The following is a 10527-nucleotide window of genomic DNA, read 5'->3' as shown; positions in this document are numbered from 1 at the left end:
CGGACTGTTACCTCCCTTAAGGGACGACGACACCCCGAACCCTTGACTTTGATCTCACGGAGACCTAAACATCGTATGTCTAGGGGGAGGTCGGGGTCGTCGCGGCTTCCGGACCACCCAGGAAACCCTCGCGGGCCGTCCAGAGGAGCCTGTTGTGCACATCGTCCGTTACCGCCGGGACCACCGGTCACCCGCCCGCGCAGGCGTGCTCCGCGAGGGGCGGGTCGTCCCGGTCGAGGGGGCCGAGACCGTGGCCGCGTTGCTGCGGCTCCCCCTCGGGCAGGCGCGCGACCTGTGCGAGGGGGCCTCCGGGACGGGGACCGCCCTGGAGGAGGTCGTCCTGCTGCCTCCCGTCGACGGCCGCACCGAGGTGTGGGCGGCGGGCGTGACGTACCAGAACTCGCGGCTGGCCCGGATGGAGGAGAGCCTCAACGAGGCCGACGTGTACGAGCGCGTCTACCACGCCGACCGTCCCGAGCTGTTCTTCAAGGCTCTTCCCTGGAAGGTGGTCGGCGACGGCGAGCCCATCGCGGTCCGGGAGGACTCGGCGATCAATGTGCCCGAGCCCGAGGCGGCGCTCGTCCTCACCGGTGCGGGCGAGGTGTTCGGCCTGACCGTGTGCGACGACGTGAGCTCGCGGAGCCTGGAGGCGGAGAACCCCCTCTACCTGCCCCAGGCCAAGATCTACGACGGCGCGTGCGCCGTCGGACCGGCGATCCGGCCCGCCTGGGAGATCGCCGACCTCGGCGCCCTGACCGTCGAGCTGTCCATCACCCGCGACGGGGACAGGGTCTGGCACGGCTCCGCATCGACCGCGCAGCTCAACCGCACCTTCGAGGAGCTGGCCGGGTACCTGTTCCGCGACAACACCTTCGCCGACGGCGCGGTCCTGTCGACGGGCACCTGCCTGGTCCCCGACCTGCCGTTCACCCTGGAGCCCGGCGACCTGGTCGAGATCGGCCTCGCCGAGGTCGGGACCCTGCGCAACACGGTCGTCCGGGGGGCCGGGGACCACGCCCGCGCGCTGGAGCGGGTCCGCTCGGGGGCGACCTCGTGACCGCCACCCCGGGGTACAACGGGACCCTGCTCAGGATCGACCTCGGCACCGGCGCCACCTCCGTCCTCACCCCCACGGCCGGCGACTACCGACGCTACGTCGGCGGCGGGCTGATGGGCACCAAGCTCCTCCTCGACCTCACCCCGGCCGGGCTCGACCCGTTCGCGCCGGAGGCGCTGCTGACGTTCTGGTCGAGCGTGATCGCCGGGCACCCCTACGTCGGGCTGCCCCGCTTCGCGGTCCTGGCCAAGTCCCCGCTCACCGGCGGGATCGGCGAGGCGCGGGTGGAGGGCCCGTTCGGCCTGGCCCTCAAGGCGTCCGGCCACGACGGCCTGATCATCGGCGGGGCGAGCGAGCGTCCCGTCTACCTCCTCGTCGAGGACGGGCGGGCGGGCCTGCACGACGCCGGGCACCTGTGGGGCCTGGACACCGCGGCCGCCACCGACCGGCTCGTGGAACGGCACGGGCCGCACGCGCACGTGGCCGTCATCGGGGAGGCCGGCGAGTCCCTGGTCCGCTTCGCGAGCATCGTCACCGACCGGACCTTCCCGGCCGCCCGCATGGGGATGGGCGCCGTCATGGGCTCCAAGAGGCTCAAGGCGATCGTCGTCGCCGGCGACCCCGCCCTCACCGCCCCCGCCGTCCACGACGCGGCGGAGCTGGAACGGATCACCGCCGGGTACGCCGCCCGGATGGCGGGCAACGACCTCACGACCGTGCAGCACGACCCCCCGGGGTTCGGCGCGTGGATCGCCGACGGCGACGCGAACGCCGGCTACGGCGGCGGGACGAACTACAGCACCAGCCGCGTCCCCGCGCTGCCCTCCGACATGCGCGAGAGGCTCGTCTCCGCGCTGGTCCGCGGTGAGGGCAACTGCCCCGGCTGCCCGAACCACTGCATCAAGATCTTCGACAACCGCGTCGACGCCCGCGCCGGGGGCCTGCACCAGGAGGCCCTGGCCGCGTTCGGCCTGGGCCTCGGCATCACCGACACCGCGACCCTCCTCGACCTCAACGCCCGCTGCCACCTGTGGGGGGTCGACCCCGTCTCACTGGCCTTCACCGTGTCGTTCGTCTGCGAGGCCGCCGGGCGGGGACTCCTGGACGAGCGCCGTCTCGGCGTCGCGCCGCCGGCCTTCGGGGACACGCCCGCGCTCGTCGCGTTCCTGGAGGCGGTGGCGCTGGGAAGGGAACCCGTGCGCCTGCTGTCAGAGGGGGTCAGGCGGGCCGCCGACGAGCTCGGCGAGGAGTTCGGCCCGCTCGCGATGCACGTCAAGGGACTGGAGATGGTCTCGTTCGAGCCGCGCGCGTCGGCCGGGCAGGCGCTGGCGTACGCCGTGAGCCCCCTCGGGCCACGGTACGAGATCGTCGAGCACGACATCGACTTCGACCCGGTGAGCGGGTGGCGGCACGGCCTCGACCAGATGCGCACGCTCGGCACGCTGGAGTACGAGCCGATGGACCTGCTCGACGAGCGGCGCGTGGTGCGGACCGGCCTTCTCGTCGACATGTGGAGCGGGATGGACGCGCTCTGCCTGTCGCTCTTCGCCGGCCCCCCGGTCCGCGAGCTGGACCTGCCGGGCATCGCGCGCCTGGTGGACGCGGTCACCGGCTGGCGGACGAGCGACACCGAGCTGTTCGTCTGGGGCAGGCGGCGCTGGCAGCTGATGCGCGTCTACAACCTCCGTGAGGGGCTGAGCGCCGCCGACGACGCCCTGCCCCGGCGCTTCCACGAGGAGCCCATCGACGCCGGACGCCACGAGGGGGTCCTGCTCGACGGGGACGCCTTCGCGGCGGCGCTGCGGCTGTACTACCGGCTCACCGGATGGGACGAGGACGGTGTCCCGACCCGGGAGACCCTGCTGGCGCTCGACCTGGGCTGGGCCGAGGCCCATCTCACCCGTCCCTGAGCCGCGCCGGCTCCCGGACGGCGGACACGGGCGCGCGCCGGCCCCCCGGGGGCCGGCGCGGGTCAGAGCCAGTCGCGGCGTTTGAACACCATGTACAGCGTGAGGCAGACGCCCGCCATGAGCATGACCGCGAACGGGTAGCCCCACGTCCAGTGGAGCTCGGGCATGGCGTCGAAGTTCATGCCGTAGATGGTGCCGACGAGGGTGGGGGCGAACAGGATCGCGGCCCACGCGGAGATCCGCTTGACCTCCTCGTTCTGGGCGTTGCTCGCCTCGGTGAGGTTGGTCATGTGCTCGTTCTGCGCCTGGGCGACCATGGTGGAGTTGACCACCAGGATGTCGTGGAGCATCTGGCGGAACCCGCCGACCCGCTCCGCGACGGTGATCGCGTGGTCGGCCACGTCCCGCAGGTAGCGCTGCAGTTCCTGGTCGACCCCGTACTTGGCGGCGCCCGCGATGAACCCCTCGATCATCCCCAGGAGCGGCTGGGTGGCCCGCTGGAACTCGATCACCTCGCGGGACAGCTCGTAGATGCGCCGGGAGACACCGGGCTCGTTGCCGAAGACCTGGACCTCGATCTCGTCGATGTCGTTCTGCAGCCCCGCGACGACGGGGGCGTACCCGTCCACGACCGCGTCCAGGATGGCGTACAGCACGGCCTGGGGACCCTGGGCGAGCAGGTCGGGGTCCTGCTGCATCCGCCGGCGGACCTGGGACAGGTCGGGGGCCTCGCTGTGCCGCACGGTGATCACGAAGTTCGGGCCGACGAAGACGTGCAGCTCGCCGAAGTCGACCTCCTCGGCCTCGTCGAGGTAGCGGGCCGGGCGGAGCACCACGAAGAGCGTGTCGCCGTAGCGGTCGGCCTTGGGCCGCTGGTGGGCGACGATCGCGTCCTCGACCGCGAGCTCGTGCAGGTCGAACTCCTCGGCGACGTTGAGGATGACCCCGTCCTCCGGCCGGTAGAAGCCGATCCAGGCCATGCCGTCGGGGGTGTTCTTCAGGCGCTCGAACGCCTCGGGCAGCGACCCGGGGGTGGCCTCGCGGCGCCCTGCGACGTAGATCGCGTTGTCGATGACGCGCGAGCGCGGCGGGGGCGGCCGGCCCTCGGCGAACCTGGGGTCCATCGACCGTTCCGGGGAGTCCCCCGCGGTGCCCGAACGCCCGCGCACCAGGCTTCGCAGCCCTCTCCGTCGCCGGTCGGTCACGCGTCCCTCCTCATCGGGCGCCCATGAACTCCCGCAGGGACTGCATGGCCGTGCTGCGGATCCTCGCCCTGAGCATAGGGGTCCAGCCGAGGACGATCCCGACCGGTCTGCCCATCGCCATCTTGGACCAGCGCCTGAGGTCGAAGTCGTCGTGGTGGCGGACGATGAGGCCGTCCTCGAAGCGGAACTGGGCGTCGATCTCGTTGACGACCTTCCTGCCCGTCCTGCCGAAGGTGTAGCGGGCGGTCCAGTGCGCGGCGCCCTCGTGGTCGCGGGCGGTCACGTCACGGACGGTCACGCTGAGGTCGGCGCTGCCGCCGAGCAGCATCCGCCACATGCCCATGACCCTGTCGCGCCCCTCCAGCTCCTGGAAGACGGGATCACCGAAGGTGACGTCGGGGTGGTAGCAACGTTCCATCGCGTCGGCGTCGCGGCGCGCGAAGGCGTCGTAGAACGTCTCGATGAGAGCGGCGTTGCGATCGTTCACGAGTCTCTCCCGACCGTCAATGTCCTGCCGGACGCAGTGTAGTGCGCGCGGAGCCCGAGGTCCCAGGGGCCACCGGGGGCTGGAATCATGTTCGGCACGACCTGACTTTATCGCCGCCAGACCTGCGGACGTGGGACGCTTTGCTCCCATGTCGCGAAGGAGAAGTGAGCGTTGTCCGACATCTGGGTGACCCTGACCACGGCCCGTTCCGGACCACCCCTGTGGGTGGTGCTGCTGTCCGCGCTGGTGGCCCTGGGCGTGGTGTCGTGGTCCACCTCCTGGCAGCTGTCCCGGGGGCTGATCACCATCGCCCACGAGGGCGGGCACGCGCTGGTGGCGCTGCTGACCCGTCGCAAGCTGGAGGGGATCCGGCTGCACTCCGACACCTCGGGCGTGACCCTCACCCGGGGGAAACCGCGCGGGTTCGGCATGATCCTGACCGCCGCCGCCGGGTACGTCGCCCCCTCCCTGCTGGGGCTGGGCGGGGCCTGGCTGACCGCCTCCGGGTACGTGGCGGTGCTGATCGCGGTCGTGATCGGGCTGCTGTTCTGCATGCTGCTGCTGATCCGCAACCTGTTCGGCGTGGTGAGCCTGCTGGCCACCGGGGGCGCCATCGCCGCCTTCACCTGGTACGCCGCGCCCGACATGGACGCGATCCTGGCCTACCTGGCGGTGTGGTTCCTGCTGCTGGGCGGCGTGCGGCCGATCGTGGAGCTGCAGGGCAAGCGCCGTCGCGGCCACGCGCCCGACTCCGACGCCGACCAGCTCGCCCGGCTGACCTTCATGCCCGGCGGGCTGTGGGTGTTCCTGTTCCTGGTGGTGGCGGGCGCGTGCCTGGTGGGCGGGACCTACCTGCTGCTCCCCCCGGCGTTCGCGCTGCTCTGAGCGGTTCCCTCCCCGGACGGCCCGATGCGCCCGGCGAGGAACTCCCGCTCGGCGTCGTTGCCGCCGAGCGCCAGGGCCGCCCGGTACGCCTCCACCGCCTCCGCGTCGCGGCCGGGGCGGTGCGGGAGGTCGGCCCTGGTGGCGTGCGGGTAGAGGTACCCGGCCGGGCCGGCCCTGTCGTTCGGTCCAGCTCGTCGACCTCGTCGGGACCCGGCACGGTCCGCGTGGTGACGTGCCGTGGCGGCTTCTGGACGCCCACCACGCCGCCCTTGCCGGTCAGTCCCCGCTCGGCCCCTCCGGCCAGGGGCTCGTAGTCGATCTCCCAGTACCAGCCGGCGGTGTGGAGCGTGAGCGCCTCCCAGACCTCGCGCGGGGTCGCGGGCAGCTCTCCCTGCCACGTCACCTCGAACGCCCGTTCCGCCGCCGGGTGCCCACCCGTTCCCGGCGTGGCGTCCATCGTGGCGTTCACCGTCGCGTCCGTCTTCGTCATCGTCACCGTTCCGGGCCGCCCCTCGTGGTGGCCCCTCACGCCGGCGACACGCGGGAGGGGCCGGAATCGACAACAGCGTGGAAACGCGTTCGCCGGTCACCCACGGTGACCGCTCTCTGGCGCCACGTGTCCCCGGGGCGGCGCGCCGGGAGGCGTACCGGGCCCGAGGAACGGGCATCTCGACGTGGCTGTTTACCCGATTCGCCTAATTATGCTATTTATATCATGATCTTTGCGTAATTATCCGACCCTCACCCCTCGTATTGGTCACGCCCCGCAACCGCACCGCCTGATTGACGCCCGGATCTCTTTTCACGTTTATTATCGCGATATCGTTTCTTCTGGGAGAGGCGCTTGATGTCACACCCCCTTTGCCTCGCCGGAGCCGCCGGGGCGGGGGTGCTTCTGGTATCGCTGGGCGTCACCTGGGCCCTCGCCCTGCGCGTCAGACGGCTGCGCCGGGAACAGGAGCGGGCGCTCTCCCGGGCGCACGAGGGATTCGCCCGCGACATGCACGATCTCGTCGGTCACTGGCTCTGGCTGGCCTCGATCAAGGGGGAGCTGGCCCATCGCCGGGCGGCCGGCGACGGGCCCCTGCGCGAGGACCTCGAGGAGATGCTGCGGGCGGTGCGGCAGGCCGCGCACGCGGTGCGCGACGTCTCGGCCACGGGCCGGCGGCTCTCCTTCCCCGGCGAGGTCGCGCGGGCGAAAGTGCTGATGGAGGGCTTCGGGGCCTACTGCTCGGTACGGGTGGACGTGGACGATCTGCCCGACCCGGTGAGCACGGCGCTGGGCGCGGTGGTCCGCGAGGGCGTGACGAACATCCTGCGCCACAGCCGGGTGAAGCGGTGCGCCATCGAGCTGGTCGAGCAGCGCGGGCGGCTGCGCCTGACCGTCGTCAACGACGGCGCCCCGCGGCGGGAGACGTTCCCGCCGGGCAGCGGCGTGGGCAATCTGCGCCACCGCCTGGGGGAACTGGGTGGCACGGTACGGGCGGGTGGCGGCAGCGATGGGTGGTTCACCCTGATAGCCGAACTTCCTGGTAATTTTTCCGAATAACCTTCACGTCTTTCGCGAAAGCGCAGGTAGTTCACACCTTCACGGCTGGATGTGTGAGTTTCGCATATGCGACTTGTTCAGTTTGTAACTGGTGGTTTCTCGGGTTATCCGTAATTCTCTCTTCTGGAAGACAGCAGGGGAGAATGCCGTGGATGACCAGTATGAGCTTTATTGCCTGGCGGACCCGCTCTTTTATGACACGCTTGACGGCCGCCGGGGAGACCACCCCGACTTCGCACTCGCGAGCCGGGACGTGCCCGAGGGCTGGCAGCACCAGGCGACCGACACCTGGATGCACTACGCGCCGCTGACCGGCCGTACGCCCTTCCAGGGCTGGAAGATCCACGTGTCGGCCCGCGTCGAGGACGCCGAGCGCGCCATGGAGGCGGTCTGGGACTACTGCGTCCCCCGCGGCGTCGCGTTCAAGTTCCTGCGCAGCCTGCCGGTCATGACCATGCTGAACTCCAAGGCCGCCCCCCGCGGCTCCAGCGGCAAGCTCGTGACGATCTACCCGGTGGACGAGGCGCAGCTGGAGCTCACGCTCAAGGAGCTCGACGAGCTGCTGACGGGCGTCGAGGGGCCGTACATCCTCAGCGACCTCCGCTACGGCGAGGGCCCGCTCTTCGTCCGCTACGGCGGGTTCGCCTCGCGGCGCTGCCTGGCCGACAACGGCGAGCTGGTGCTCGCGATCGAGGACGACGAGGGGACCCTGGTCCCGGACGTGCGGGAGCCGGCCTTCGGCGTGCCGTCCTGGGTGACGCTGCCCGCCTTCCTCGAACCGCACCTGGCCGCCCGCAACGCGGTCACCACCCAGGGGCTGCCCTACCGGGTCGAGAGCGTCATGCAGTTCTCCAACGGCGGGGGCGTCTACCTCGGGGAGGACGTGCGCACCGGGGAGCGGGTCGTGCTCAAGGAGGCCCGCCCGCACGCCGGACTGGACGCCGTCGGCCGGGACGCCGTGGCGCGGCTGGGCCACGAACGCGACATGCTGGAGCGCCTGTCCGGGCTGGAGGCGGTGCCCGCGCTGATCGACTACTTCACCCTGGGCGACCACCACTTCCTGGTCGAGGAGTTCGTCGACGGCAACCCGCTGCAGCGCAAGCTCGTGCACCAGTACCCGCTGACCAGGGCGACCTGCGACGACGAGGCCATCGCCGAGTACACCGCCTGGGTGCTCGACACGCTCCCCCGGGTGCGCCGGGCGGTGGAGTCCCTGCACGAGCGCGGGGTCGTCTTCGGCGACCTGCACCCGAACAACATCCTGATGACCGAGGACGGCCGCCTGGCGCTGATCGACTACGAGGTGGCCACGCTGACCGCCGACGGCGGCCGGGCGGCGCTCGCCCACCCCGCGTTCAGCGCTCCCGCCGGCAGGCAGGGCGTCGAGATCGACCTCTACGCCCTGGCGTGCCTGTGCCTGGGCCTGTTCGCCCCGCAGCTCACGATCATGCTGTCGCTGGACCGCGCCAAGGTCGTCGACCTGGGCAGGATCATCCGCGAGACCTTCCCGGTGCCGCCCGAGGTGATCGACGAGGCGGTCCGGACCATCACGGGCCCCGAGCCGGCGGTCATCCCGACCCCGACCCCGAGACCGGGCACCGCGAGCTGGCCCGAGCTCAGGGAGGCGATGACCCGCGCCATCCTGGCGAGCGCCACCCCCGAGCGTGACGACCGGCTCTTCCCCGGCGACGTCGCCCAGTTCCACCCCGGCGGGGGCGTGAACCTCGCCCACGGCGCGGCGGGCGTGCTGTACGCGCTGGAGCGGGCCGGCGCCGAACGGCTCCCCGAGCACGAGGACTGGCTGCGCGCCAGGGCGCTGGCCCCCGCCCCGGGCACCGGGATCGGGTTCTACGACGGGCTGCACGGCGTGGCCTACGTCCTCGACCTGCTCGGGCACCGCCAGGACGCGATCGACACCGTGGACCTGTGCCTGCGCGAGAGGTGGGAGTCGCTGGAGCTGGGGCTCTTCGGCGGCCTGGCCGGCATGGGCCTGAACCTCCTGCACCTGAGCGGCACCACCGGCGAGCAGGCCTTCGGCGACCTGGCCATGAAGATCACCGACATCTGCTCGGACCGGCTGGGCGGCCCCGACGACGTCCCCGAGATCAGCGGCGGCGGCAAGCCCCGCGCCGGGCTCATGTACGGCTCCTCGGGACCGGCCCTGCTGTTCCTGCGCGCCTACGAGCGCACCGGCGACCCCTCCCTGCTGGAACGGGCGGCCGTCGCGCTCCGCCAGGACCTGCGGCGCTGCTCCGCCGGCGAGGACGGGAGCCTGCAGGTGAACCAGGGCTGGCGCACGCTGCCCTACCTGGACGAGGGGTCGGTGGGCATCGGCGTGGTCCTCGCCCGCTACCTGGCCCACCGCGACGACGAGTCCTTCCGCGCCGCCCTGGACGGCTGCCGGCTCGTCACCCGGGGACGGTACTTCGTGCAGTCCGGCCTGTTCACCGGCCGGAGCGGCATGATCGGCGCCCTCGGCTGGGGCCTGGAGCCCGAGCCGCGCGTCCCCGCCCCCGGCGCCCCCGGCGCCCCCGGCGACCACACCTACCTGGCCGAGCAACTCCGCGGGCTGAACTGGCACGCGCTGCCCTACGGCGGCGGGCTGGCCTTCCCCGGTAACCAGTTGCTCAGGCTCTCCATGGACTTCGCGACCGGCACGGCCGGAGTCCTGTTCGCGATGAGCTCCGTGCTGCACGACCGGCCGGTGTTCCTCCCCTTCATCGAACCGCCCGGCGAGACGAACATCCCGGCAGGGGCGTCCGCGCACGGAAGCGCCGGGCGGTTTGGCCCCTGCGACACAGCGAAGGAGGTGTAACGAAATGATCCTTCTCGACCTCCAGTCCCTCGAGGCCCCCACCGGTGGCCACGGCGGTGGCGGCGGTAGCACCCTCACGGTCCTGGGCTGCGAGTCCGGCAAGCCCAGCAACCTGAGCGTCGTGCTCTGCCACTAGTTCCTCCCTCTCCACCCCACGTCAGAAAAACCTGGAAACGGAGCCATTCACATGGTCCTTCTCGACCTGCAGTCCCTGGAGACCCCCGGCGGCGGCCACGGCGGTGGCGGCGGCGGCAGCACCCTCACGGTCCTGGGCTGCGAGTCCGGCAAGCCCAGCAACCTGAGCCTGCTCCTCTGCCACTAGTCCTTCCCGATCCCCGCAAGAACTCAGAATCAGAAACGGAGCGATTCCCATGGTCCTTCTCGACCTGCAGTCCCTCGAGGCCCCCACCGGTGGCGGCGGTGGCGGCGGCGGCAGCACCCTCACGGTCCTGGGCTGCGAGTCCGGCAAGCCCAGCAACCTGAGCGTCGTGCTCTGCCACTAGTTCGTCCCCCTCTTCACCACACCACATCGAAAAACCTGGAAACGGAGCGATTCCCATGGTCCTTCTCGACCTGCAGTCCCTCGAGGCCCCCACCGGTGGCGGCGGTGGCGGCGGCG

At 71.5% G+C, this 10527-nt stretch carries 10 protein-coding genes; 8 read left to right on the top strand and 2 right to left on the bottom strand.

Going from position 1 to position 10527, the window contains the following annotated elements:
• Positions 1-154: 154 nt before the first annotated feature.
• Both ACLQ2R_RS06335 and ACLQ2R_RS06330 read left to right on the top strand, forming a co-directional pair.
• A complete protein-coding gene (locus ACLQ2R_RS06335) occupies positions 155-1057 on the top strand; it encodes a fumarylacetoacetate hydrolase family protein (RefSeq protein WP_425958373.1) in 903 nt (300 codons plus the stop codon).
• Positions 1054-2967 carry an aldehyde ferredoxin oxidoreductase family protein gene (locus tag ACLQ2R_RS06330; RefSeq protein ID WP_425958372.1) on the top strand — a complete coding sequence of 638 codons (1914 nt, stop codon included), beginning with the start codon at positions 1054-1056 and terminating at the stop codon, positions 2965-2967. Before ACLQ2R_RS06335 ends, ACLQ2R_RS06330 begins: the two co-directional genes overlap by 4 nt.
• 62 nt (positions 2968-3029) lie before the next feature.
• Here the strand turns inward: ACLQ2R_RS06330 and ACLQ2R_RS06325 are convergent, their stop codons facing one another.
• Positions 3030-4172, bottom strand: a complete 1143-nt coding sequence (locus tag ACLQ2R_RS06325) for a magnesium and cobalt transport protein CorA (protein ID WP_425958371.1) — start codon at positions 4170-4172, stop codon at positions 3030-3032.
• 10 nt (positions 4173-4182) lie between these two features.
• On the bottom strand, positions 4183-4659 hold the full coding sequence (locus ACLQ2R_RS06320; RefSeq protein WP_425958370.1) for a nuclear transport factor 2 family protein: 477 nt from the start codon (positions 4657-4659) through the stop codon (positions 4183-4185).
• A gap of 171 nt (positions 4660-4830) precedes the next feature.
• Here ACLQ2R_RS06320 and ACLQ2R_RS06315 point away from each other — a divergent pair, with 171 nt between their 5' ends.
• The 6 genes from ACLQ2R_RS06315 (at position 4831) to ACLQ2R_RS06290 (ending at position 10411) form a co-directional block, all read left to right on the top strand.
• On the top strand, positions 4831-5544 hold the full coding sequence (locus ACLQ2R_RS06315; protein WP_425958369.1) for a M50 family metallopeptidase: 714 nt from the start codon (positions 4831-4833) through the stop codon (positions 5542-5544).
• 847 nt (positions 5545-6391) lie between these two features.
• The gene (locus ACLQ2R_RS06310; RefSeq protein ID WP_425958368.1) at positions 6392-7093 is read left to right on the top strand and encodes a sensor histidine kinase; all 702 of its coding nucleotides are present in this window, start codon (positions 6392-6394) and stop codon (positions 7091-7093) included.
• Between the two features lie 148 nt (positions 7094-7241).
• Positions 7242-9908, top strand: a complete 2667-nt coding sequence (lanKC, locus tag ACLQ2R_RS06305; protein WP_425958367.1) for a class III lanthionine synthetase LanKC — start codon at positions 7242-7244, stop codon at positions 9906-9908.
• Between the two features lie 4 nt (positions 9909-9912).
• Positions 9913-10044: a SapB/AmfS family lanthipeptide gene (locus tag ACLQ2R_RS06300; RefSeq protein ID WP_425958365.1), complete on the top strand. Its 132-nt coding sequence runs from the start codon at positions 9913-9915 to the stop codon at positions 10042-10044.
• 51 nt (positions 10045-10095) lie between these two features.
• Complete coding sequence (locus tag ACLQ2R_RS06295) at positions 10096-10230, top strand: SapB/AmfS family lanthipeptide (protein WP_350944088.1); 135 nt, start codon at positions 10096-10098, stop codon at positions 10228-10230.
• A 49-nt stretch (positions 10231-10279) separates the two neighbouring features.
• Complete coding sequence (locus ACLQ2R_RS06290; RefSeq protein WP_362511959.1) at positions 10280-10411, top strand: SapB/AmfS family lanthipeptide; 132 nt, start codon at positions 10280-10282, stop codon at positions 10409-10411.
• The last annotated feature ends 116 nt before the right edge of the window (positions 10412-10527 follow it).

The organism is Streptosporangium sp. DT93 (genome assembly GCF_049844535.1).
Classification (GTDB): Bacteria; Actinomycetota; Actinomycetes; order Streptosporangiales; family Streptosporangiaceae; genus Streptosporangium.
Note: the sequence above shows the minus strand (reverse complement) of the source record. Positions and strands in the feature narration are given on the sequence as shown.